Raw genomic sequence first — 23,831 nt, 5'->3', positions numbered from 1 at the left:
CCTTCAGCTGTCCCTGTCGAGCGGTTTTGCAAAACGATAGCTGGTCTGCTCGAACTTCAGGGCCCGGAAGAAACCATGGGCGTTTCTGATCTCGATATCGCTGATCGCCTCCATCCGCGTGCAACCCGCCTTGCCAATCACGGCAGAAGCAACCTCGATCAAATTCGTCCCAATGCCGCGGCGGCGGTGATCTTCGTCGATCATGATCAGGGTGATCCGGCCGATCAGCCCATATTGGATCGTGGGGATCAGGGCCCAAGCGCAGCAGCCGACCAGAGTGCCCCATTCGGCAACCACCATGCCGGCCTTGGACTTGCGCGCCGCCTCGAGACTGCGCGCTATGCCAAGTTCGTCGATCTCGACATGAGCCAGTTGCGCAAGAAGCTTTGCCAACGCTGCAGCATCGGCAGGCTTCGCGGCGCGAATGTGCAACTGCGGAGCTGGTACAAGCGCGGGCGCAGGCTGGGCAGTCAGGCGCGCGTGGGGCTTAGCTTCTGGCGGCGCGGACTTGCGACCGGTTGACGTTCCGCTGACCCGCTTGGCGCTGGGCTTAGGCTCGTCCGCTGGTTGGGCCTTTCGACTTTCGGGCGCCGCCTGCCTAACGCCGGCGTTTCGGGCACCGGGGTGCCGGCTGCGGGGCCGTATGACCGACGGACCTTCGGTATCGTCATTTGTCCTGACATCCCTTTTTGGCTTCCCCGCAGGCACGACGCGGGTCGGCGCGCTTTCGGCCGAAGCTTTCCAGGTGCTTACAGACCCCTTGCGCAGATAGGCTTCGATATCGTCGGCCGAGGCCGTCAGCCCGTCCTTGCCCATTCCCAGCAACGGCTTGCCGTCCCCCTGCGTCAGCCCGAATTTGCCAAAGTCTCCCGTCCCAGGCTTGCGCTTCCGGGATTTGACGAGCTTGAAGCCGCGGTGCTCCGCCATCTGACGCAGTTTCTGATCGATGGGCTCCTCGGACATTCCCCCATAACCCGCAATCGAAACGACGGTTCAAAAAAGGTGGGTGAGGCTGCAAGCATTGCAGGACTCACTTTGGCGTGCGGCGGAATCGCCTGAGCGCAGGAGATGGAACGGCAGAGTCCGCCAGACGCTGGGCCGACATGCGCGCCTGCCGTATCAAAACCTCCTCAATGATCGAACGTGTCGCCTTCGATGATGATGCGGGCGTCTTGAGCGTGTCGTTCCGACAGACAGGCAAATATGTCTATTATGACGTGCCAGCCGCCGTCTTCGAGGCGCTCTGCAAGGCGACCTCTGCAGGCGCCTTCTTTAATGAGCAGATCAAGGGACGTTTTCAGTGCCGCCGCGATCCGGAACGACGGCGATTCGGGCCAAACGCCTGACCGAGGTCAGGCGTCGCCGAGTACCTGATAGACCGACATAAGATTGCGCCGGGCATTCGCGCGTGCGCGAGGCGAGCGGATCGTTTCCTCATTGGTCTCATGCAGCATCCTCAGCATGTCGAGCACTTCCTGGTGCGGCGTACCCACCTCCAGGACATCCGTGCCCATCAGGGCAAGCAGATTGCTCCACAGTGTTATGGCGCCTTCTGCAAAGGCGGCATCACCATCATCGTCGTTGCCCGACGCGCGCACCGGATCGGCCATGTCTCAGGCCCGCTTTTTTGCGGGCACCTTGGCAGGCGCTTTTTCCGTTGGCTTCTTCTCAGACTTCGCAGCAGCTTTGGCTGCCGGCTTCTTGACCGGTGCCTTGGCTCCGCCAGCACCGTTTGCCGGACCAATCGATTTCTTGAGGGCCGCCATCAGGTCGACCACGTTGCTCCCGCGCGGATCGGAGCCGGCCTCGCTGTCGTCATCGATGTTGAGCGTCTTGCCCTTCTTCTTGCGTTCGATGAGATCCTTGAGCGCATCGACATAGCGATCGTGAAACTCGCTGGCATCGAACTTGCCTGTCTTCTTGTCGATCAATGTGGTGGCGAGATCTAGCAGTTCCTCATCGGGATCCGCGTCGCCAATCTCGCGGAAATAGCTCGCGGCCTTGTTGACTTCATCGGCATAGCGCAGCGTTTCCATGACCAGGCCGCGGCCACAGGCCTTTATGCTGACGACATATTCTCGGCCGCGCATGGCCAGTTGCCCAAGGCCAATCTTGTGACTGCGGCGAAGCGCTTCACGCAGGACGATGAAGGCTTCTTCGGCCAGATCGTCGGCGGGCACGACATAGTATGGTTTCTCGAAATAGATGGCGTCAATCTCATGGCTATCGACGAACTGGGTCAGTTCGAGCGTCTTCTTGCTCTCAAGCTTCACGCCTTCAATCTCCTTCTCGTCGAGAAGGACATATTCGCCCTTGGCATATTCAAAGCCTTTGACGATGTCCTCCACATCGACCGGGCCGATGCCGGGCACGACCTTTTCATACTTTATGCGCTTGCCCGAGGGCTCGTGGATCTGGTTGAAGGCGATCGTCGCGCCGCTCTTGGTAGCCGAGTAAATCTCGACCGGGATCGAAACAAGCGCGAGCCGGATCTGGCCTCGCCAATAGGGTCGTGCAGCCATGATCGTCTCCTATGTCATTGCGTGCCTCAACCCTCGGCCGCTATGCCCGTTCCAACGTTCAGCCCTCCCCTGCAAATAGTCTCGGGATTGGTGCAACGGACGACAACACAACGCATTGGGAAGCTGCAATCGAAGAGGAGGACAGGATGGCCGACGACAAGACACTGCGCTCACCAGCGGACAGTTCGCGGATTGCGATGGGCGAGGATTATGAGGTCGCTTGCTGGACCGACAAGTTCGGGGTCGACCGCGAGGCCTTGCAAAAGGCGGTCGACGCAGTCGGCAACAGCGCTTCCGCCGTCGAAGCTCATCTGAAAAGCTGACGATCCGGCGAGGGGAAGTTGATGTCCAAGTCCCATCCCCTCGCCGCCACGCCGCCCATGGAAGCGAAGCTCGTGGGCGCGTTGCCAGCAGGCCCAGGGTGGCAATATGAGCCGAAATGGGATGGCTTCCGCGCTATTGCTTCACGCTGGGGCGACGCAATCGAGATCATGTCGAAATCGGGTAAGAGCCTCGCCCGCTACTTCCCCGAGATCGTGGCCGTGCTGGCGGCTACGCATGAACGCGACTTCGTCGTCGATGGCGAACTGATCCTCCCAATCGGCGAGATATTGTCATTTGATGCGCTGCAGGCCCGCCTTCATCCAGCACAAAGCCGCATCGCTCGACTGTCCGTCGAGACGCCCGCCAAGTTGATGTTGTTCGACTGCCTGGCGCTGGGCGGCAGAGACATAGTCGATGCACCCGTCGAGGAGCGGCGTACGGCGATCGAGCGCTTCCACGCTGCCGAGGTCAATTCGACCTTGCTGCTCTCGCCTGCGACAACGGATGAGCGCCAGGCAATGTTGTGGCTTGAAAACAGTGGCGGCGCGCTCGACGGCGTTATCGCCAAGCCATTGGGCGTACCGTACGGGCCGGGCGAGCGCGCGATGCGCAAGATAAAGCAACATCGCACGGCTGATTGCGTCGTGGGTGGGTTCCGGCGAAGCAAAAATGGTTCCGAGGTCGCCTCGTTGCTGCTTGGCCTCTACGACGATATAGGGCTCCTCAATCACGTCGGCTTCACCTCCGCGCTGGCTGACGAGGACAAGGCACCACTGACCAAAAGGCTTGAGGCGCTGATTGCGGAACCCGGCTTTACCGGTAGGGCGCCAGGCGGCTCGAGCCGCTGGACCGATGGCAAAGAGAGCCTCTGGCATCCACTCGCCCCCGAACTGGTGGTCGAGGTCCGATACGACCAGGTCACCGGTGAGCGGTTTCGACATGGTATCGCGCTCATGAGATGGCGGCCGGACAAGGTGCCGAGGCAATGTGGCATGGAGCAGCTTCAATATGAGCTGCGGCCCTCAGAGCTGACTGATCTCCAGGCGACCCAAGGGTAGAGAAATTCGTCCGTCTCGGGAGGTGGCGAATGCCGCTTGCGTGGTCGGCCCGGCCTTGATCAGGCTGGCATCAACGGCAAAGTCATCGCCACCGACCAGACTTTCCTGGATGCAGCGCGAGACGGTCATCTCGAACAACTCCGGCAACAGATCGCTATCCCGAAAGCCGCCGTGCCGGTTCTGCGAATGCGGAGAGACCAAGCACGCCTCCGTCGAGACCGAGGCGGCAGAACCAGCGATAGGCCCAGGTTGACATGCACTTCCTCGCACAACCGCCGGTCCGACCGGATCCCAATGCAATAGCCGAAGAGCAAAATCTAGATCATTAGTTTCGGATCGATCCAGGGGCGGCCTGTCTCGTTGCAGAATGGCCGCAGCTTTTTCCGGATGCCGTCGAGATCGACAATCCTGTCTATCGCCCGCAACAGATGGCTCTGGGGAACATGGTCTTCCAAGCTGAAGCCCTAAAACAGCGTCTCCTGCATCACCGCCCGATCGCCCATCATAAGCTTGTCTCCTAACGACAGGGCCAGGGAGTCCGGACTGCGCAATCGACGCAAGGCCGGATTTTCAACACTATCGACCCTTATTGGCCGTTCGGCAGCTGATTTAAGTTTCTCAAGTGCAGACCAGCCGCTTCGCGTTCCAACGGCAGCAAAAAATGGCGGCTTGCTCGGCCATTTATAATTATCCCCAGATGGGTGACGAAAAATTGAGACGGAATATTTCCGTTCATGAAACTCCCGCTCATTTAAATGCTTGTAGCGGTACAGCCTGCCGCAGATGGGGGGACGGAGGCTCCACTCGTTTGAGAGGAAGTCCGTATGAAGATTGCGCAAATCGCCCCGTTAGCTGAAAGCGTGCCCCCCAAGTTTTATGGTGGCACCGAGCGTATCGTATCTTATCTGACCGAAGAACTCGTTCGCCAAGGTCACGATGTCACTCTGTTCGCCAGCGGCGATTCGCAGACCAGCGCCAGGTTGGTGCCCATCACGGACATGGCGTTGCGCCTCAACCCCGCTGTGGTCGATACCATTCCCTATCATATGATGATGCTGGAGCAGGTCCGACGCCGCGCCGACGAGTTCGACGCCCTGCATTTCCATATCGACATGTTGCACCTGCCGATGGTGCAGGATTTCATTGGGCGCACGGTAACCACGCTGCACGGTCGGCTTGACCTGCCCGACCTACCGCCATTCTACAGCACCTTTGCCGACCACAGCCTGGTGTCGATCTCCGACCATCAGCGTCTGCCGATGCCCCCGGTCAATTGGGGCGGGACCATCTATCATGGCCTGCCCGCAGACCTGCTGGCTCCGCGCCTGGGTGCGGGCGAGGAATATCTCGCTTTTCTCGGGCGCATCTCGCCGGAAAAGCGGCCGGATCGCGCGATCCGAATTGCGGCGCGCTCTGGCCTTAAACTCAAGATCGCCGCCAAGATCGATGCCGTCGATCGCGGATATTGGGGGCGGGAAATCGCGCCGCTGGTGGACCATTATCCCAATGTGGAATTCATCGGCGAAATCAACGAACAGCAAAAGGTTCACTTCCTCGGCCAAGCAGCCGCGCTGCTGTTTCCGATCGACTGGCCCGAGCCGTTCGGACTCGTGATGATCGAGGCGATGGCGTGCGCCACGCCGGTCATCGCCTTCCGCTGCGGATCCGTGCCCGAAGTGATCGAGCATGGCGTGTCCGGCTTCATTGTCCAGAGCGAAGACGAAGCGGTAGACGCTGTTGCGGCGCTGCCCGATCTCGACCGGCGGCTGGTACGTGGCGCATTCGACGCACGTTTCACGGCGCAGCGGATGGCGAGGGACTATGTCGCTCTGTATCATGGTTTGCCTGGCGCACGTACCGACGCGGCGCGGCTGCGTCGCCAGCGAGGCTTGGACGCCGGATTGCAGATCGTCGCATAGGAAACGCCATGACACTGAGCCAGCCTCAGCCCGATATGCCGGGTATTGCCGGAGGCCAAGCGCTGTCCCAGGCGCAGACCCAGTTCTTCATCCCGGCGACGGCCTCGCTCCACGAGCGCAGGCCGCGAACGCTCAAACATGGCGACAGTTTCGCCGTGTTCGATCATAGCGGCGACGCCATTTCCGGCCCCGGCAGTCCGGAGGGGCTCTATCATCGCGATACCCGGCATCTCTCGCACCTCTATCTCACAATCAACGCAATGCGGCCCATCCTGCTCAGTTCCGCGCTGCGCGACGACAATGCGATGTTGACCTGCGATCTCGCCAATCCCGATTTCATCGGGGAAGATGGCCGAGTGGCCGTGGAACATGACCTCATCCACCTGCGTCGCACGCGTTTTTTGTGGAAGGACGCCTTGTACGAGCGCGTCACCATCCGCAACTTCGACACGGAACCGCGTCAAGTCAGTATCGACTTCAGTTTCGCGGCGGACTTCGCGGATCTATTCGAGATACGCGGCATGACGCGCCTGCGCCGCGGGATAATGCGCGAACCGCAGATCGGGCCGTCCGATGTCCTGCTAGGCTATCTAGGGCGTGACGAGCACGAGCGGCAAACGCACTTGCATTTCGATCCGATGCCGGACGAGTTGACCGACAGCCATGCGTTGTTCCACATCACCGTGCCGCCCGGCGACCGCTGCGCGCTGTTTACCCGCATCTCCTGCGAACAGGTAGAGGCCACAGACGCGCTCCCCAAGCAGTTCCTCAAGTCCCTGCGCGAGGCGATGGAGGCACTCCGGGCGGCGCGCAAGCGCGGCGCGACACTGCACTCGTCGAATGACCTGTTCAACGAGGTCGCCCGCCGGTCGGTCGCTGATATATCCATGCTATCGACCGATACCGAATATGGCCCTTATCCTTATGCGGGTATTCCCTGGTTCAGCACGGTGTTCGGCCGCGACGCGATCATCACTGCGCTCGAAACCCTCTGGATGGATCCGGCGATCAGCCGCGGCGTGCTGGGCTATCTCGCCGCGCATCAGGCCACCAGCTTCGATCCGGCGGCCGACGCCGAACCAGGCAAGATATTGCACGAGGTGCGCCATGGCGAAATGGCGGAACTGGGAGAGGTGCCATTCCGCCATTATTATGGCAGCATCGATTCCACGCCCCTGTTCGTGATGCTGGCGGGCGCTTATCTGGAGCGGACCGGCGATGCCGCCTTCCTGACGACCATCTTGCCGCATATCGAAGCGGCGCTTGCCTGGATCGACACCCATGGCGATCGCGACGGCGACGGCTTCGTCGAATATGGTCGCCTGACCGATCATGGCCTGCAAAATCAGGGATGGAAGGACAGCCATGATTCCATCTTTCACGCCGACGGCACGCTGGCACGCGGGCCAATCGCCCTCGCCGAGGTACAGGCCTATGTCTACGGCGCGTGGCAGGCAGCTGAGGCGCTGTTCGGCGCGATCGGCGACCATGCGCGTGCAACCGACTTCCGCGATCGCGCGGCGCGACTGCGCGATCGGTTCGATGCCGCCTTCTTCGACGCGGCGCTGGGCACCTATGTCCTCGCGCTCGACGGCGACAAGCAGCCCTGCCGGGTGCGGTCCTCCAATGCCGGCCATGTCCTCTATACCGGGCTCGCACGCGAGGAGCGGGTGGAGGCCGTTGTTCGTACATTGATGGCGCCCGCTTCCTTCTCCGGCTGGGGCGTGCGCACCATCGCCTCGACTGAAAAGCGCTATAATCCGATGAGCTATCACAACGGCTCGATCTGGCCGCACGACAATGCGCTGATCGCGGGCGGTTTCGCGCGATACGGATATCAGCGAGAGGCCGCGCAAATATTCGAAGGCCTGTTTGCCGCCGCCACCTATGTCGACATGATGCGCCTTCCGGAACTTTTCTGCGGCTTCCCGCGCCGCCGGTCGCAGGGGCCGACCTTTTACCCGGTGGCCTGCAGTCCGCAGGCCTGGGCGGCGGCGGCGCCGCTCGCCCTCATCCAGTCGAGCCTAGGGTTAAGGTTCGATGTCCCGGCGACACAGATATCCTTTCACCAACCCACGCTGCCGCATTTTCTCCAGAGCCTCACGATCAGGGATTTGGGCATCGGTCTGGACAAGGTCGACATTATGTTCGATCGCCTAGGCGATCAGGTCGTCGTCAAACCTATAAAGCATGGTGGGCGCGCTCGGATAATGACGATTGCTTGATGGTCGTCTTTAGGGCTGCTCTAAATTTGCGCGTGCCCGTCGGCTCAAAGGTAGGAGAGACCGACTTCTGGGCATAAGCATTTGTCTCAAATCGCCTGGGCACGCCGAAGATACTGGTAATCGACGGTTCATTCATGGATATTGCGGCGGCACGCGCAACCCTGATCGCGTCAATGTCGGCAAGTCGGCCCCAAGCCATATACGAGCATCAGGCACCGCTAAAACCCCGGATGCACGTTAAGGGGACTACCGTGGTCAGCAGATACAGTCACAGCCCCTATGTGTTACAAAGCTGGCGATGAGCTGAAGCAGTTTGTGCTAAAAGGAGCCCTGCTGCGCATATCGACCGGTGACGGACACTCAGTGGTCAATTTCCGTTCCTCAGGCGCAGTCAGTCCGCTTCCGGCGGCTGGCGACCACCTTACGCCGTTGCCGATAACGGAATTTAATGTCGGCTTAAGCCGAAACCGCACCGCTGCCGGAGATTGAGAAAATAGAGGCATTGCGCCTCAGCAGTACGACGCGCCAACTTGCGATCCCTAAAACCGTATCCCCCGGGCGGCGAAACCCTCACCTCACTGGTCGCAGGTGCTGACTCCAACATTCGATCCTGACGAGATAACGGATGCAGCGATAAGCTCACCGATCGCTGCGCTCAGCGTCTTGGCGCCATAGGGTTTTGACAAAACACGCAGATGCGCTTCTCCTTCCCCGACAAGTTGATCACTATGCCCTGTTGCGAGGAGCACCGGCAGCCCAGGCACCCGAATGTGCAATTGTCGCGCAAGTTCGATGCCGCTCAATCCTGGCATGACAATGTCGGTGAAGACAAGATCGAACGATTGCTCCTGGAGAAGGGCAAGTGCTTCAGCCGCGTCACCCGCACACTCCGTCCGGCAACCCAGATCGTCCAGCAATTGCTCGGCGAAATGGAGAACCTGGATATTATCTTCGACCAGGAGGACCCTGATCCCCGGCGGTATGGAGGCCAGTTTGCCGTTCTGCTGGATCGCCGCTGGCGTCTTATCGACCTTGGGAAGGATGATGGTAAGGGTGGTCCCCATTCCGACGCGGGAATTTATCTGGGCGATGCCGCCAGCTTGAGCCGCGAAGCCATGGATCTGGGACAATCCCAGGCCCGTTCCCTCGCCGATAGGTTTGGTAGTGAAGAACGGTTCGAAAACGCGGACTAGTGTTTCTTCCGACATGCCAGTCCCGGTATCTGTGATGTCGATGGCTACCGCAACATGGCCCCCATGGATGGCGTCCCGCGTTTCTATGAGGAGGTCCCCACCCTCCGGCATCGCGTCCCGGGCATTTACCGCAGCGTTTAAGACGGCTGTTTCTAGTTCAGTAGGGTCCACTTCCACGCGGGCGTTCTTCGCCGATGCTTTCACCGACAGGGCGATGCCGCTTCCAAGGGACCGAGATAGAATTTCAGCCCAGGCATCGAGATGGATATTGAGGTCGATAACCTCGGGACGGATGGCGCGACGCCGGCTGAATGCAAGAAGATGACCGGTGAGCGTGGATGCCCGCTCAACGGTTGTTGCTATGTTGTTAATATAGCGCGCCCGCTTCTCCTCCGGCAGATCGACTTTCCTGAGCATCTCGGCCGCCCCGCCGATGACCGTCAAAAGATTATTGAAATCATGGGCCACCCCGCCAGTCAGTTCGCCAATCGCCTGCAGCTTCTGTGCCTGAAGCAGCGCGCTGCGGGTTTCTTTCAACTCCTCCTGTGCCTTGCGTTTGTCAGTGGCGTCACGGGTAATCTTGGCGAAACCAACATGCTTTCCAACTTCATCGTGAATCGGATCGATCAACACATTCGCCCAAAATAGGGTGCCGTCCTTGCGAACGCGCCAAGCCTCTGTCTCATACTTCCCGGCTGCGAGGGCTGTCGCCAGTGCCCGTTCGGGTGCGCCTGCGTCCCGGTCATCGCTGGTATAAAAAATGGAGAAATGTTTGCCCACTACCTCGTCGGAACCGTAGCCCTTGATCGCTGCGGCGCCGGTGTTCCAATTGGTGATGATACCGTCGGTATCCAGCATGTAGATCGCGCAATCCTTGACCCCCTGGACGAGGAGCCCAAAGCGCTGTTCCGCCTGAAAGAGGGCGAGTTCTCTTTCACGGCGTTCGGTGATGTCGCGGCTGATTTTTGCAAAGCCGATCAGTTCTCCGGCATCGTTCCTGATAGGATCGATAACTGAATTGGCGAAAAAGCGGCTGCCGTCCTTCCTGATCCTCCAGCCCTCCGCTTCGAAACGCCCCTCTTGCGCAGCGACGCGCAAAGCACGCTCTGGTAGACCGGAATCGCGGTCTTCTTGAGTAAAGACGCAAGAAAAATGCCGCCCTACGATTTCGTCAGCGGTGTAGCCCTTGGCTTTCTGGGCACCGCTGTTCCATGTTGTGATCGCGCCATCTGGATCCAGCATATAAAGGGCGTAGTCCAGAACCGCATCGACGAGCAGCTTGAACTTTGCTTCGGCTCCGTCGGGCGTATCAGAATTCGTCAAGCGACATCCTCACCAAGCCCCCCGACCTGTTACCCCGGACTTAAGTCCATATCGCATCGCGACAGGTTGGCAAGGCCATTCAGAGCGGCCTTGCTTTAGGTTAAAGGCCCGCCTCTATGGCAATCCTGATCGCCTCAGTCGAAGTCTGAACACCCAGGCGATGCACCAATGCGCCACGATGCATCTTGATGGTCTTGATGGAAAGGCCAAGATTCTTTGCGATCTCGGCGTGGCGCATGCCGCGCGCCATTTGCTCGAGGACCTTCAACTGCTGGGGGGTCAATACAGCTAACTTAGCCTTGGCGGTTCCGGCATCTTGAACTTCGCCATCTACCCTCAATTGGGTTCCGATGAAAAAAGCGAGAACTCCAACCTCGTCATAGACAGGCGCAATCATCACTGCATTGTGGAAAGCTTGACCGTCTTTGCGGTAGTTGACCAGAGTGACAAATGCCGGTCGGCCCGCTTCAATAGCCTGGCGCATCATGGCCTGAGATGTTGGGCAAGTCGCAGCCCCAGAGAGCAAACGGCAGTTTTGGCCGATCATATCGGACTCAGCATAGCCGCTCAGCCTTTCGAAAGCATCATTGACAGCGATGATGACATTTTCGGCTCTCGCATCCGTCACGATAGTAGCGAGTGGCGAGTGGCGGCTTGACCGTATCAACACGTTGCGTAGTCGTTGCCTCTGCAAAGCGCATTGCGCAGGATTCGTCATCTGATCAGAGGGCGTTGTCATCCGGTGCGCTCACGAAAACGCCACATCAAGGTCACCGCATCCGTTAATAGTCTTGAGAGGCAAGAGCATTCCGATCTGAATAGGAGCAAGGCGGGCGGGCGGCATTTTCGGCAGCCTTGGTATCACATCGCGAACAACAGAGCCATTATGTCTACGTTCAATAGGCTATGTGATGCAGCGTGATATCTCGGCAGCATGCTGAATTGTCTAGACAGTATCAGAAAGTAGGGGAGCCCGATCGAAAGCCCTCCGTTCCAGATCAACAGTGCTGGGCCGGTCCGGGCGTGGGTTTATCCTCCTTCGGTACCTCCGCGACTGGCGCTTCGGTGGTGATCAGGAGCGATGCGACCGAGGCCGCATCTTGGAGCGCCGATCGCACAAACTTGGCCGGATCGATCACGCCTGCCTGGACAAGGTCCTGATATCCGCCGGTGGGCGCGTTGAAGCCTCAATGATGGTCCTCGGCTTCGGCCAGCTTGCAGACGATCCAGGCACCGTCCTCACCGACATTCTCGGCGATCTGCCGGGGGGGGGGGGGGCGAAGCGCGCGGCGGACGACGTCAAAGCCAGACTGCTGGTCGTCGTTGGCCGCCTTGATGCCATCCTGCGCTTTGAGCGCGCGCAGGAACGGCACACCGTCGCCAGGCAGGAGATGCCCTCTTCGACTGCGGCACGTCGGCATGCAGCGCATCATCCGTCCAGTCCTTCTTCTCCCTGACCTCGACCGAGACCTGGGTCGCGCCGCCGACGCGGATCACCGTCACGTCACCGGCCAGCTTGGCGAGCCGCCCTTGGAGCGTTTCACTGTCATATTCGCTGGTGGTCGTCTCGATCTGCTGGCGCATCCGCGCAATGTGCGCGTCTATATCGGCCTTGGTGCCGACGCCGTCGATGACCGTGGTGTCGTCCTTGTCGATCGTGGCCTTCTTTGCCCGGCCACTCGCGCAAGGCCTATTCGCGACTGCGCGGTAGCGCGTTCCGATTGTCGCGCTGGTGATATCGCAGGAACCGCAAGGTGCTGAGCGGCATTGATCCCGTCATGGATAATGAGCATGCACCTTGGCCTTCGCAACTCTGGATCGTCCGTCATGGACAAAGTGCTGGGAATGTCGCCCGTGACGCAGCGCACGACGCTGCGCTCGATCGCATCGCGCTGGAGGGTAGGGACGTCGATGTGCCGCTCAGTGCTTTGGGTGAGGCGCAAGCCAGAGCGCTTGGTCGTTGGTTCGCTCATGGCGGTATAATGGGTCCGCTACCCGATGTGATCCTCTCCTCACCCTATCGCCGTGCCGTGCAGACGGCCAAGCTGTTCAGGGGCGAGGGGGGCGCTGCGATGGAGGAGCCCGTTTGCATTGATGAGCGGTTGCGCGAGAAGGAGTTCGGCATCCTGGACGGGCTCACGACCGGCGGCGTCGCAAAGCTTGAGCCGCAGCAAGCCGCCTTCCGACAGACGCTAGGGAAATTCTATCACCGCCCGCCTGGGGGCGAGAGCTGGTGCGATGTTATCTTTCGCCTCCGGGCTTTGATGGACACAGTGTCTCTTCACTATTCGGGGCAAAGGGTCATCATCTTCGCGCATCAGGTAGTGGTCCTGTGTCTGCGCTACATCATTGAGAATATGGATGAAGCCCAGATCCTGGATATCGATCGAGAGGCTGACGTCGCCAACTGCTCGGTCACAGAATATCGTTTCGACCCGCAAGCGGGGAGGCGCGGCAATCTGGTTCTTCAGCGCTATAATGTCGTAGCACCGCAAGAGTTGGAGGCTGTGCCGGTGACAGACGCCCCGGATTTACCTGCTGTTGCCCGGGGATGACCCAGATAATTTCCCTTGATGCAGGGTGGTGCGCTTCCCACCGCCTCCCGCAGATCGATAGCGGTTGCGATAAGAATAGCAGAGGGCGTGTCCTTCTGGTTGGCGGTGCGCGCTTCGTTCCAGGTGCCCTTGCGCTGACAGGCGAAGCCGTTTTGCGCGCGGGCGCCGGCAAATTGCAGATGGCCACTGTCGATGCGGTCGCGTCGGCTTTGGGCGTGCTGGTTCCAGAAGCCGCCATGATCGGTCTGCCGATGCGGGAGGACGGAGAGATCGCGCAGGATGGCGTTACTGTGTTGGCCGATCTGGTGCCGCAATGCGATCTTCTGCTTGTCGGACCTGGCATGAGTGCAACCACGGAGACGGGCCTGTTCGTGCACGGCCTATTGGCGTTGCCCCCACCTGCCATGCTGCTTGATGCCGCGGCGCTGACCTGCGCAAGTCTAGGTGAACTCGCGACCGCCGCAAGGAAACTGCCGCTCATTTTGACACCGCATCATGGCGAGATGGCCCGATTGATTGGATGCGATCGGCAGGCCGTCGCCGCAAATCCTGCACATATGGTCGGCCAAATCGTGGAACAGACGGGCGCCTACATAGCGCTCAAGGGGCCTGAAACCTGGATCGGTGGGCCCGGCACGCCTATCCTCCACTTTGCGGGAGGCTGTCCGGGGCTTGGTGTCGGTGGATCGGGCGATGTCCTTGCCGGCATCATCGGCGGCCTGCTCGCCCGCGGAGCTGCACCGATTGTGGCCTTAGGCTGGGGTGTTGCCCTGCATGGGGCGGCCGGGCAGCTCGCGGCGACCAAGATCGGCGAAATCGGCTTCCTCGCGCGCGAATTGCTGCCCTTCATTCCTCGCCTGATGCAGACGTTGGGACAGCCATTGTCTGCGTAGAAATGGCTTCATCTGCACAGGCGACTACCAACCTTGCTTTTCATCGCCTGACCCATGGAAAACACCTTCGGACCTATCGCGGCTGATCGACGTTTCCTCCCATATAAAAAGCGGAGAGGGTGATGCGCGTATTTCGCGATAACGGACTGACGATCGTCCTGATAGGCTTGTTTGCCGTAAGCATCGTAGGCCAGTGGATAGCTGGCTGGCATGTCGAGATGGAAGACGCGCGCCGGCACGGGCAAGCCGTCCTTTCGCTCGGGGCATATACCCTCAGCCCGCAATTCCTATCCAGTGTGTTCGAAAATTGGGAAAGCGAGTTTCTTCAGATGGCCGCTTATGTGGTCCTGACGGCGGTTCTCGTCCAACGGGGATCTGCTGAATCGAAGGATCCTGACTCCCCGCCTCGCGACGTTGATCTAGACATCCAGGCGAACAAGCCGGGTGCGCCGGCTATCCTGAACTGGGGTTCATTCTGGCGCGCTTTGTATGCGCGATCCCTGGGGTTCGCCCTCGGCCTCCTTTTTATCCTGTCCTTCATCATTCACTGGACGCAAAGCGCGCGTGTCGCCGCCCAGGAAGCTTTGGCGCACGGAGAAAAACCGGTAGCCACTATGGCCTATTTGACAGATTCTCAACTGTGGTTCGAATCATTCCAGAATTGGCAAAGCGAATTTCTGTCGACTGCAGTGCTTGTGCTTCTATCGATCTTTCTTCGCCAGCGCGAATCCCCGGAATCAAAGGGCGTCTCTGCGCCGCACCGCCAAACAGGGGAATGAAGGTCAGGTGCCAGGCCAGCTTGAGCGGTGTCCTGGCGGCGGCATGCCGCCGCCAGGTTCGGGCTATCGACTAGCTGCCGCCCTGCGTGTTTGTTGGCGGCGCGAGGGGATTGGGATCCTTATCCTCCCCCTTTTCTATGTTTCCTGAACTTCCTCTCGTCAGGCACGTCCGCAGTCTTTTGCGTATCAGTCGATGTCACAAAATGCCTCCAAGAGTTGGTCGGAATTAATGGCGCGTTATCAGCGTAGCATGCCAGCGACGCTTGACGTTCGGCCCGAGCGGGCTTCAGCCCTTCAAACCATTGGCCATGCTGAGGTGCCCTGAAACGATCGGCACGAGGCTTGCAGCGAAGCTTTTATGGGCCGGCACGTCGCCATCGGTGGCTTATGCGCGAAGGGTGCCAAGCGTCTTCTCGTGCGCCTTGACCTGCGCCTGGGCATAACCTGCGACACCGAGAAACTATTGATTGCGACCGCCCATGTCGCGAGTCGTTCGCGGGGAACCAACGCGTGTCCCGAAGGATTTTACGCCTACTTCACATACAAGGAGGACGAAGATGGCAGAGCCCCAGTTCACCGATGCGATCGCCTTGCTGAAGGCAGACCACCGAAAGGTCGAAGAGCTGTTCGAAAAATTCGAGCAAGCCACGTCCGCTAACCGCAAGCAGACCCTAGCCCAGGAAATCTGCGTCGAGCTCAAGGTTCACACGTTGATCGAGGAAGAGATTTTCTATCCTGCCTTCCGCGGTCTGATCGAGGATGACACGCTCGACGAAGCGTATGTCGAGCATGATGGCGCGAAGGTCCTGATCAACGATATCGAGGCAAGCTCGCCCGACGACGATTTCTATGACGCCAAGGTCAAGGTTCTCTCCGAAGAAATCAAACATCATGTCCATGAAGAGGAAATGCCGTCGGAGGGCATGTTTGCCCAATGTCGCAAGACCGATGTCGATTTAGTTGCATTGCGCGATCAAATGGCCGGGCGGAAGACGGAGCTCCTTACCCTGGCCAAGACGTCAGGATTGCCGGCGGCTAAACCGACCGCCGTCAATCTAGTCACGGCATAGCTGATCTGTCGTGCCCCGGCGGCGCCTATGCCGTCGGGGTTTAACTTGAAATGGTGAGCGCTCCGCTTGTTCCAGGGGCTACGGCGGCGGAAGGATGCACGCGCTCTCCCGCCCGTTGCTGATTCGCAATGCAGCCATCAACGGCTTGCCAGCATACGGCAGCATCGATTGCGGATGCAATTCAGATAAAATCACGCAGTTGACCTCGATTGCCCTGACTGCCGCCGCTCTGAGCGCCCCTCACTCGAATGCTGACGGCTTGACTGACCACTGTCGGCGGGTCCTGCCAACCAGAATATAGATTGGGAACGGCAAAATTGTCCTACTTCCGTCTACTGATGTCGATCCTTTACCGCATTCAGGAGCCGATTTTCGTTCTCCAGGTCCGGACGGTCCGCTATTCCAACGGCTCTCGAGCAACTCCCGACTTTCTAGTGATACCGTATCGTGCCAAAATCCGTCATTTGGCTCATGCAAACCAGCCCGTCGGCGACACTCTTTATTGCCGTTTGACCGGACATCTAATGGAGTAGCGAAGTGAGCGTCGCTGCAAGCTCATCCTTTCGAAATGGTTTGGTCAGCCGCGGGAGTTTGGCATCGATGCCTTCGAGCTCGGCATATCCCGATACGAGCAGGATCGGCAGTTGCGGCCGCGCCAACTGGACGCGTAGGGCGAGATCGGTACCCGTCATGCCGGGCATGAGATGGTCGGTCACGACAATGTCAACGGGGGTGCCGCTATCCAGCAGCCGTAGCGCCTCCTCCGCTGAACTGGCTTCAATTATGGCGTAGCCGAGCTCTATGAGCATATCGGCTGTGCTCATGCGAACCAGTTCCTCATCATCGACAAGTAGTGCTACGCCTTGATGCGCGGCGGTGGCTGCTGCACGCTGATGATCCGGTGCCTCCTCGACACGTGTTGTGCTGACGGGGAGCCAGAGTTCGATGTTGGTACCCATGCCCGGTCGGCTTTGGATGGTTAGACCGCCGCCTAGCTGTGAGGCCAGGCCATGCACCATCGATAAGCCAAGGCCAGTGCCCTTGCCGATCCCCTTGGTCGAGAAGAACGGCTCGATCGCGCGGGCGAGCGTCACCTCATCCATGCCTGACCCTGTGTCGGCAACAGAGATTCGAACATATTCACCCGGGGGAAGGCCGGAGCGGTGGTTCGCGCCTACTGGCTTAGCTGTCGCCGAAATGCGTAGCGTTCCGCCATCAGGCATGGCGTCGCGCGCGTTCACCGAGAGGTTCAGCAGCGCCATTTCGAGCTGGTTGGGATCAGCCTTGGCCGATGGCAGGTCGCTGGCGGCATCGACTACGACTTTGATCTGAGGCCCGGTGGTGCTTTCGACGAGATCGCCCATCCCGGCGACCAGCTGGGCAATATCGACGGCGACCGATTGCAATGGCTGGCGCCGCGCGAACGCGAGCAGACGCTGCACCAACACTCGAGCACGTTCGGCGGACTGCGCCGCGCCCGCGATTAGCCGCTGCTCACGCTCCGTTCCAACCCCCTTACGCTGGAGCATGTCCAACGAACCAACGATCGGGGTAAGTAGATTGTTGAAGTCGTGCGCAACGCCACCGGTGAGCTGGCCCATCGCCTCCATTTTCTGACTTTGGCGAAGTGCCTCATGCGCTGCCTCGCGCTCCGCGATTGCCTCTGCCACCCGCGTTTCAAGCGTTGCATTGAGATCGCGCAGCGCCTCCTCGGCTTGCTTGCGCGCGGTGATATCGAGCGCGGTGCCAGCGACACGCAGACAGCGTCCCGAGACATCGAACACGCCTCGCCCTTTTGCAGCAACCCAGCGCAGAACGCCGTCTTCCTTGCCGATGGTGCGATAATCGACATCGTAAAGCGCGCGCTGCGTGGGGTCGGCTGCGGCCAGATAAGCTGCGCTAGTTGCATCACGGTCATCGGGATGCAGGCCAACGTAGAAGTCCGCCATGGTAACCGGCACGTCGGCCGAGATCCCGAACATGGCCTTGGTTTGGGCTGGCCAGATTAGCCGATCGTTGATGACATCAACATCCCAAAAGCCAATCTCGGCGTTTTCGACGGCAAGGCGCAGCCGCTCCTCGCTCTCACGCAGCCGCGCCTCGGCACCGACACGCTCCACATGCGCCCAGCAGCGCTCGACAACCTCGCGAATCAGGGTGATCTCGCTCGCACTCCAGTCGCGGGGTACATCCTGATGCACCGCCATCATCGCGGCGAGCTGCCCTTGTTTTACAAGCGGGCAACAGACGATCGCCTCGATGCCGATCGACTGGAACATTGCGCGCCCTTCATCGGGTCCGAGCTCACCCGCCACTTCGCGAACGATCAGGGTTTGCCCCTGCCGCAGCTCGGCTGCAGCGCGCGGCCCGAAGAGATTGAGGCTATAGGTCCCGGCAGAAGTCGCGATGCTTGGCGCTGTATAGTCGTTGCGGATCCAGAACCGGTCATTGTCGGCGTCGACATTCGCATAGGCACAGCGGGAGGCATCGATCTGTCGGCCCAGCATCTCCGCGGCCGAAAGCATCGCATCGTCAGCGGTGGCAGCGCCGAACAGTCGCTCTTCCAACGCTCCAAAGAAGCGTAGCCGGGCCTCGCTTTCCCGCAGCGCCGCCTCCGCTTCATGCTCGGCGGTCCGGTCACGGAAAATGGTGACGTAGCCGCCGTCCTGTTCGGCGATTGGCATGGTGAGGCCCGAGCCCCAGAAGCGGTGACCGTCCTTGCACACATGCCAGCGTTCGTTGATCGCGCGGCCCTCGGCGGTCGCCCGCGCCATCTCCCGCGCCGGCACATTCGCGGCCCGATCCTCAGGCGTGAAGAACAGGCCACCAGTCTGGCCGAGCGCCTCGCTTGCCGAATAGCCCAGCAGACGTGTGGCGCCGCTACTCCATCCAGTGATCGTGCCGGCGGGATCGAGCGACACGATGGCGAAATCCTCGGCCCCTTCGACGATCTGGCGATAGCGGGCCTCGCTCGCGCGAAGATTATCCTCGGCCCGTGCACGTGCGATGACGATGCCGGCGGTTCGCACCACGAAGTCGACGATGGCGAGGTCTGTCGCGACGGGCTCGCGCGGCTCGCAGTGGTACATGGCGAATGTGCCAAGAATCTCACCTTCGACCGAAGTGATAGGAAGCGACCAGCAGGCACGCAGGTCATGCGCCAGCGCCAGATCGCGAAAGTCGACCCAAAGCGGATCGGTACTAATGTCGGCAACGAACACCGGTTCTCTGCGATACACCGCCGTGCCGCAGGAACCGACCGCCGGCCCAACCTCGATACCGTCGATCGCGTCGTTGTAAGCGGCTGGCAGGCTGGGCCCGGCACCCTGACGCATTTGTCGGCCGTCTTCACTTAGTAGCAGGATCGACCCGATCATACCCGAAGTCGACAGGGCTTCGACCTCGCGCACGATGGCGTCCAGCGTGATGGTGAGCGGCGCGGCCTCGACGGCAAGCGCGAGAATGCGATTCTGCGCCGCGCTCAGGCGTGCGGTGTCGCGCACTTCGAACTGCCGCGCGCGCGCTTTGAGCGACGATCGGATCGCGCCGAGCATCGCTTCGGCGTGAAGCGGACGCTCGAGTAGAACCACATTGCCCAGCTCGGCAAGCCGCTCCGTCGCGGCGACCGTACGCGGCGTGCGCGACCCGTTGGCAAGAACGACGAATGGAATGTCCGACCAGCTTTCCTGCCCGGCCACCCAGCCAGCGATCTCCGAGGCGTTTGGCCCGACAAGTGCTTCTTCGGTGAGAAGGACCGCACCGGCGCCTTCATCCAGGCGCTTAGTGAGGTCGCGCGCATCCGTGCAGATTAGCGCTGCGATGGCGTGACGGCCGAGCAAACCGGCGGCGATTGCGGCATCGCGGCCGCGCGGCGCAAAGATCAGGACAAGATCGTTCATTCTATCCGCGAGTCGTATCCGGATCCGTCTGGCTCGCCATCAAAGTCTTCGCCTCGCCCGAAAAGGTTGGCACGCCTGTCAGCACACCCTGAAATTGCCTGAGCGGTTCGCCGAGCTGCAACCCGCTGCCGCCGATCTGAAACTCGCGGATCGTTCGTTCGTGCCGCGCGGTCCGCGTTTTGATGACGGAAATTGCCTGGCGGACCTCGCCATGCGCCTCGAAATAGCGCAGCTGGACGACGGTATCGGAAAGATAGCTCAGATCGACATCTGACCGGATGTCGCCGGTGATGCCGTGCAGGCCAAGAATGAGCAGGCTGACGACGCCCTTCTGGCCAAGATAGCTCAGCATCTCATGCATCTGCAGGACGAGGAACTGCTCGTTCGGCATCGACTGGAGATAAGCGTTGAGGCTGTCGATCACGACGATCCTGGCGCCATCGTTTTCGACAGCCGACCGGACCGAGCCCGCGAATTCGCCTGGCGACATTTCGGCGGGATCGATCGCCCGTAGCGTCAGCAGACCGTTGTCGAGGAAAGGCTTGAGGTCCATGCCGAGTGCAGCGCTACGCGTCATCAGCGTTGGTACGCGTTCGTCGAACAGGAAATAGACAGCGCGCTCACCACGCTCGAGCGCAGCGACCATGCATTGCACCGACGCGGTCGTCTTGCCGACCCCGGCTGGTCCGGTCAGCAAGGTCGCGGTCCCCGGAACCAGACCACCGCCAAGCAAAGTGTCGAGTTCGTCCGAGCCGGTCGTCATCGCCGTGCCGCCGTCGATGGTGTCATGATCTCCGGCGACCAGACGCGGGTAGACGCACAGGCCGCCCCGCATGATCTCGAAATCATGATAGCCGCCCCGGAACCGCACGCCGCGCATCTTGACGACATGCATTCGCCGTCGCTGCCCGCCAAACCCCGCCAGTGCCTGATCGAGCGAGATTACCCCATGCGCAATACTGTGAAGCTGCAGATCACTCCCACTCGCGCCTTTGTCGTCCAGCACCAGTACGGTGCAAGCCCGGGTAGAGAAGAAATGCTTGAGCGCGAGGATCTGGCGGCGGTAACGGATCGGGCTTTGCGAAAGTAACCGCAGCTCCGAGAGGCTGTCGAGCACGACACGCGAGGGCCTTAGCTCATCGACCTTGGCCATGATGTTGCGGACCGTTTCGCCGAGTTCGACTTCGCTTGGATGGAGCAGTGTCTGCTCGTGATCTTCGGTGAACCCGTCGGCCGGGACCATTTCGAAAAGCTGCAGCTTATCGAGCGACCAGCCATGCGATCTGCCGACCGCGCGCAATTCGACCTCGGTTTCGGCGAGCGTGATGTAGAGACCGACGTCGCCGACGGCGACACCCGCCAGCAGGAAGCCGAGGCCAAGTGTAGTCTTGCCGGTACCCGGCGTCCCTTCGACCAGATACATACGTTCGGGCGTAAGGCCGCCGTTGAGGATTTCATCGAGCCCGGCAATCCCGGTAGAAGCCATCGCAGTCAGTTGCTCATCGGCCGTCACGCAAATCTCCACGATCGTTACAGAGGCGCAACCTATAACTCCCGGCCTCCGGTTTTGGTCCGATGAGTTGTCACGCGTCTATCTTTGATTATGGGATTTAACGCGCCAGATAGGATTTTTGAACGCCAAGAAAATGCATTGGTCCGACGCAACCGATTTATCTTAGAGCCGGATCTGTAATTGCAGAGCTCTGGCGGTGTGATCCCTTGAGGGTTTCATGGATCTGTCCGCACTGGCCGAACACAAGTTCGGTCGTGCTGTATCGGGTCTCACAAGAACGAACGTTGCATTGATTCGAAGCGGGCTATGGGGCCCATCGGACTACTTCGCAGATCGTTCGCCCCTGCGTTCCCTCGCGGGACACCGCCCTCGGATCAGCTTTGGTGCCTCACCGCTGGCAAACTGCTTTTACCTCATCTCATGCCTGGAACAAAGTGCCATCGCGCAGCATGGCGTGCATGATGACTGCGAGCCGACGGGCAAGCGCAACGCGGGCCTTCTTGAAGCCACGGCGCTTAGCGATCTTCATGGCCCATGTTTTCAGGGCGAATGTCTGCTGGCACCGGGACAGGATCGAGTTGGCTGCCTCGTAGAGAAGCTTGCGCACCGTACCGTCGCCCTGCTTGGTGATCCTACCGGTCCAATCGATCTCGCCGGATTGATGGCGTCGAGGTACCAACCCGAAGTAAGCTCCGGCATTCCGGGATTGGCGGAAGCGCCCCGCATCGTCGACCGCAGCAGCGAAGGCCGCCGATGTCTGCACGCCAACACCCGGTATGCTCATCAGGATTTCGCAGGCCTGCGACTGGCTGGCGATGATACGCAGCCTTCGGTCCATCTCCTTGACCTGCTCGACCAGTTCGGCGCGAACACACAGCAGGGAGGAGATAGCGTCACCCAGCCCCGGTATGTGCGCGGCTTCCATGATCCGCGCGAGGAATGCCTTTCCTTGCCCAGGGCCAGGGCGGTAGCCGAACGTGGCACAAATGCCTCGGATCGTGTTGTCGAGCCCCACGCGGGCTTTGACAAGGTGGCTGCGCGCGGTGATCACGCTTCGCACTCCGTGCGCCGCCGAAGATTTGACATGCACCTCCTTGTAAAAGCCCGTGCGAGCCAGCTGCGCCAGCCCTGCTGCGTCGTGTGGGTCGGTCTTGTTCGCTTTCATCGCCTTCAGGCTCTGATGAGCTTGGCGGGCATCAATGCATACGACTGGAACGCTGAGTTCGCGAAGGCCAAGGCAGATCGCGGGTGACATTCGTCCCGATTCGATCACGGCCCGCTCGATCGGTCCATATCGCTCCAGCATCCCGGCGATCGCCTCGGGGGAACTCTCGACCTTCTCCGAGACCAGCTTCCGACCATTTTCGTTAACGATGCAGACCTGCGTGCTTTCCATCGACAGGTCCAATCCGGCATAGTGCTTCATGGCTGCTTCCTTCCTTCAGGATTCGACAACCAGAAGTGTGCGCCTCAACCAAGGCCCGAGGGAAGCAGCCGCAATTACACGATGATTCGGAAGTTTCTCAATTCTGACAATATCTTGCGGTTCGGCGTGTGAGCATGCGGATTGAGGCGATGAGGGCCCAAGCTGTTGACGAGGCGATGGATCGCTCCCAGTCTTTCGCGAGCCGACGACAACGCCCGAGCCAGGCAAAAGTCCGTTCGACCACCCATTTGCGGGGCAGCACCTGAAAGCCTTTCGCCTTGTCCAATCGCTTGATGATTTCGATCGTCCATTTGCCCATGCCAACCAAGGCGGATCGTAGCTTGTCGCCAGCGTAGCCGCCGTCCGCAAAGATGTTCCGCAGCCACGGAAACCGCTTGCGAATGGCTGCCAATACATCGACGGCGCCATCTCGATCCTGAATATCGGCGGCGTGTACGAGGATGAAGATGAGCCACAGGTGTCGGTCAGGATATGTCGCTTCCGGCCTTTCACCTTTTTGCCCGCGTCATAGCCCGAAATTCCGCCACTTTCGGTGGTCTTGACCGATTGGCTGTCGATCACTCCGGCGCTGGGTGAAGCTTCACGCCCTTCGATCTCCCGTAGGTTCATGACCAGCACCATGTTTATCGCGTCAAACAGACCGGCATCGCGCCAGGCATAGAAATAGCGCCGCACCGTCGATACTGGAGGAAAACACTTCGGCAGAAGCCGCCACGCGCACCCGCTCGCCGCGATGTACAGCATCGCGTTCAGAACCTCGCGCATGTCGGCAGATCGGCGTCGGCCACCTCGCCTCGCCGGTGGAACGAAAGGCGCTGCCAGCGCCCACTCCGTGTCCGTCATATCCGATGGATACCGCAAACCTTCCCGACTATGCTCCCGACGGGCAATACCAGTCCATGTCATCATTCACTCCATCTCTTCGCAAAGAGGCGTGAATCACAACATGCTGGTATTGCTCAACAACTTTCGGATCGGGCTCTTAGCTCGACTTTGTACGTTTTTGGTCAGGTCCAAGTCCAGAAGATGCTGTTTTCAGCGATGTGGTCGAGGGCCTGATCGAGTGGCAAGACGCATCCGCCCATATCGTCAATATCTTCCCATTTTCGCC

The 23,831-nt window shown here is 60.1% G+C and carries 18 protein-coding genes and 3 pseudogenes; 9 read left to right on the top strand and 12 right to left on the bottom strand.

The annotated features are described in order from the left end of the window. Positions 1 to 3: 3 nt before the first annotated feature. Positions 4 to 816: a GNAT family N-acetyltransferase gene (locus KRZ98_RS11845; RefSeq protein ID WP_217673736.1), complete on the bottom strand. Its 813-nt coding sequence runs from the start codon at positions 814 to 816 to the stop codon at positions 4 to 6. A 287-nt stretch (positions 817 to 1,103) separates the two neighbouring features. Here KRZ98_RS11845 and KRZ98_RS11840 point away from each other — a divergent pair, with 287 nt between their 5' ends. Then, positions 1,104 to 1,346 carry a KTSC domain-containing protein gene (locus KRZ98_RS11840; protein ID WP_254798284.1) on the top strand — a complete coding sequence of 81 codons (243 nt, stop codon included), beginning with the start codon at positions 1,104 to 1,106 and terminating at the stop codon, positions 1,344 to 1,346. 6 nt (positions 1,347 to 1,352) lie between these two features. On the opposite strand, the gene KRZ98_RS11835 is transcribed toward KRZ98_RS11840, so the two are convergent. Continuing rightward, positions 1,353 to 1,610 (bottom strand): hypothetical protein, encoded by a 258-nt coding sequence (locus tag KRZ98_RS11835; RefSeq protein WP_217673735.1) that lies wholly within the window; start codon positions 1,608 to 1,610, stop codon positions 1,353 to 1,355. A gap of 3 nt (positions 1,611 to 1,613) precedes the next feature. Continuing rightward, complete coding sequence (locus tag KRZ98_RS11830; protein ID WP_217673734.1) at positions 1,614 to 2,522, bottom strand: Ku protein; 909 nt, start codon at positions 2,520 to 2,522, stop codon at positions 1,614 to 1,616. A gap of 146 nt (positions 2,523 to 2,668) precedes the next feature. Between KRZ98_RS11830 and KRZ98_RS11825 the strand changes: the two genes are divergently transcribed. Next, positions 2,669 to 2,845, top strand: a complete 177-nt coding sequence (locus tag KRZ98_RS11825) for a DUF3606 domain-containing protein (protein WP_217673733.1) — start codon at positions 2,669 to 2,671, stop codon at positions 2,843 to 2,845. Positions 2,846 to 2,902: 57 nt separating this feature from the next. After that, positions 2,903 to 3,904 carry an ATP-dependent DNA ligase gene (locus KRZ98_RS11820; RefSeq protein ID WP_254798283.1) on the top strand — a complete coding sequence of 334 codons (1,002 nt, stop codon included), beginning with the start codon at positions 2,903 to 2,905 and terminating at the stop codon, positions 3,902 to 3,904. A gap of 51 nt (positions 3,905 to 3,955) precedes the next feature. On the opposite strand, the pseudogene KRZ98_RS11815 reads toward KRZ98_RS11820, so the two are convergent. Next, positions 3,956 to 4,359: pseudogene (locus KRZ98_RS11815) on the bottom strand (transposase); the annotation flags it as partial. A gap of 9 nt (positions 4,360 to 4,368) precedes the next feature. Continuing rightward, positions 4,369 to 4,743, bottom strand: a complete 375-nt coding sequence (locus KRZ98_RS24085; RefSeq protein WP_254798291.1) for a hypothetical protein — start codon at positions 4,741 to 4,743, stop codon at positions 4,369 to 4,371. On the opposite strand from KRZ98_RS24085, the gene KRZ98_RS11810 reads away from it, so the two are divergent. Both KRZ98_RS11810 and KRZ98_RS11805 read left to right on the top strand, forming a co-directional pair. Then, positions 4,729 to 5,823, top strand: a complete 1,095-nt coding sequence (locus tag KRZ98_RS11810; RefSeq protein ID WP_217673731.1) for a glycosyltransferase family 4 protein — start codon at positions 4,729 to 4,731, stop codon at positions 5,821 to 5,823. The two genes, KRZ98_RS24085 and KRZ98_RS11810, sit on opposite strands and share 15 nt — an antisense overlap. Before the next feature lie 8 nt (positions 5,824 to 5,831). Further along, on the top strand, positions 5,832 to 8,048 hold the full coding sequence (locus tag KRZ98_RS11805) for an amylo-alpha-1,6-glucosidase (RefSeq protein ID WP_217673730.1): 2,217 nt from the start codon (positions 5,832 to 5,834) through the stop codon (positions 8,046 to 8,048). A 575-nt stretch (positions 8,049 to 8,623) separates the two neighbouring features. Here the strand turns inward: KRZ98_RS11805 and KRZ98_RS11800 are convergent. The 3 genes and pseudogenes from KRZ98_RS11800 to KRZ98_RS11790 all read right to left on the bottom strand — a co-directional run. Next, on the bottom strand, positions 8,624 to 10,564 hold the full coding sequence (locus tag KRZ98_RS11800) for a PAS domain-containing sensor histidine kinase (RefSeq protein WP_217673729.1): 1,941 nt from the start codon (positions 10,562 to 10,564) through the stop codon (positions 8,624 to 8,626). Positions 10,565 to 10,664: 100 nt separating this feature from the next. Next, positions 10,665 to 11,282: a PAS domain-containing protein gene (locus tag KRZ98_RS11795; RefSeq protein WP_254798282.1), complete on the bottom strand. Its 618-nt coding sequence runs from the start codon at positions 11,280 to 11,282 to the stop codon at positions 10,665 to 10,667. A gap of 280 nt (positions 11,283 to 11,562) precedes the next feature. Continuing rightward, positions 11,563 to 12,241: pseudogene (locus KRZ98_RS11790) on the bottom strand (TCP-1/cpn60 chaperonin family protein); the annotation flags it as partial. A gap of 77 nt (positions 12,242 to 12,318) precedes the next feature. On the opposite strand from KRZ98_RS11790, the gene KRZ98_RS11785 reads away from it, so the two are divergent. The 4 genes from KRZ98_RS11785 to KRZ98_RS11770 all read left to right on the top strand — a co-directional run bounded on the left by KRZ98_RS11785 (position 12,319) and on the right by KRZ98_RS11770 (position 15,861). Beyond that, positions 12,319 to 13,119 carry a histidine phosphatase family protein gene (locus KRZ98_RS11785; protein WP_368389812.1) on the top strand — a complete coding sequence of 267 codons (801 nt, stop codon included), beginning with the start codon at positions 12,319 to 12,321 and terminating at the stop codon, positions 13,117 to 13,119. Then, entirely contained in the window at positions 13,116 to 14,012 is an 897-nt protein-coding gene (locus tag KRZ98_RS11780; RefSeq protein WP_254798281.1) for an NAD(P)H-hydrate dehydratase, read from the top strand. Before KRZ98_RS11785 ends, KRZ98_RS11780 begins: the two co-directional genes overlap by 4 nt. A 122-nt stretch (positions 14,013 to 14,134) precedes the next feature. Beyond that, entirely contained in the window at positions 14,135 to 14,791 is a 657-nt protein-coding gene (locus KRZ98_RS11775) for a DUF6766 family protein (protein WP_217673727.1), read from the top strand. 557 nt (positions 14,792 to 15,348) lie between these two features. Beyond that, the gene (locus KRZ98_RS11770; protein WP_217673726.1) at positions 15,349 to 15,861 is read left to right on the top strand and encodes a hemerythrin domain-containing protein; all 513 of its coding nucleotides are present in this window, start codon (positions 15,349 to 15,351) and stop codon (positions 15,859 to 15,861) included. A gap of 521 nt (positions 15,862 to 16,382) precedes the next feature. Here the strand turns inward: KRZ98_RS11770 and KRZ98_RS11765 are convergent. The 4 genes and pseudogenes from KRZ98_RS11765 to KRZ98_RS11750 all read right to left on the bottom strand — a co-directional run bounded on the left by KRZ98_RS11765 (position 16,383) and on the right by KRZ98_RS11750 (position 23,629). After that, positions 16,383 to 19,760 (bottom strand): PAS domain S-box protein, encoded by a 3,378-nt coding sequence (locus tag KRZ98_RS11765; protein WP_217673725.1) that lies wholly within the window; start codon positions 19,758 to 19,760, stop codon positions 16,383 to 16,385. Between the two features lies 1 nt (position 19,761). Continuing rightward, positions 19,762 to 21,246, bottom strand: a complete 1,485-nt coding sequence (locus KRZ98_RS11760) for an ATPase domain-containing protein (protein ID WP_217673754.1) — start codon at positions 21,244 to 21,246, stop codon at positions 19,762 to 19,764. 445 nt (positions 21,247 to 21,691) lie between these two features. Next, positions 21,692 to 22,699, bottom strand: coding sequence for an IS110 family transposase (locus tag KRZ98_RS11755; RefSeq protein WP_217673724.1), 1,008 nt, complete (start codon positions 22,697 to 22,699; stop codon positions 21,692 to 21,694). A 97-nt stretch (positions 22,700 to 22,796) separates the two neighbouring features. Beyond that, a pseudogene (locus KRZ98_RS11750) lies at positions 22,797 to 23,629 on the bottom strand (IS5 family transposase). Positions 23,630 to 23,831: the final 202 nt, after the last annotated feature.

It is taken from the genome of Sphingobium sp. AS12, assembly GCF_019097845.1.
Taxonomy (GTDB): Bacteria; Pseudomonadota; Alphaproteobacteria; order Sphingomonadales; family Sphingomonadaceae; genus Sphingobium.
Note: the sequence above shows the minus strand (reverse complement) of the source record. Positions and strands in the feature narration are given on the sequence as shown.